The sequence below is a fragment of the Rhizobium sp. SVR5-2C genome (assembly GCF_056755115.1).
Genome location: NZ_JBNDHT010000652.1, coordinates 1 through 231, shown reverse-complemented (window position 1 = coordinate 231; position 231 = coordinate 1). Strand labels below are relative to the sequence as shown.

Genomic DNA, 231 nt, shown 5'->3' with positions numbered 1-231 from the left:
CCGAGCATCGGGTTGTTTCAAGCAACGTAAAGGTCGCGGACGGGGTCGTTGTTGGTCGACGACGCGCGGTCGACGAGAGCGACGTACTTGCCCTTGCCCTTGACTTCCTTGGTGGCGTTGACGAGCGGATCTGGATCCGACGGCAGGATGACGAGGGCATCGATGCCCTTCGTGTCAAGATCCCGCACCGCGTTCGCCTGGCTGGCGGCGTCCGGCGAGGCCTTGGCGATG

General features: G+C 64.1%; 1 pseudogene. It reads right to left on the bottom strand.

Annotation, left to right across the window (positions count from 1 at the left end):
• Positions 1–20: 20 nt before the first annotated feature.
• A pseudogene (locus ACPYOI_RS37255) lies at positions 21–231 on the bottom strand (ABC transporter substrate-binding protein); the annotation flags it as partial.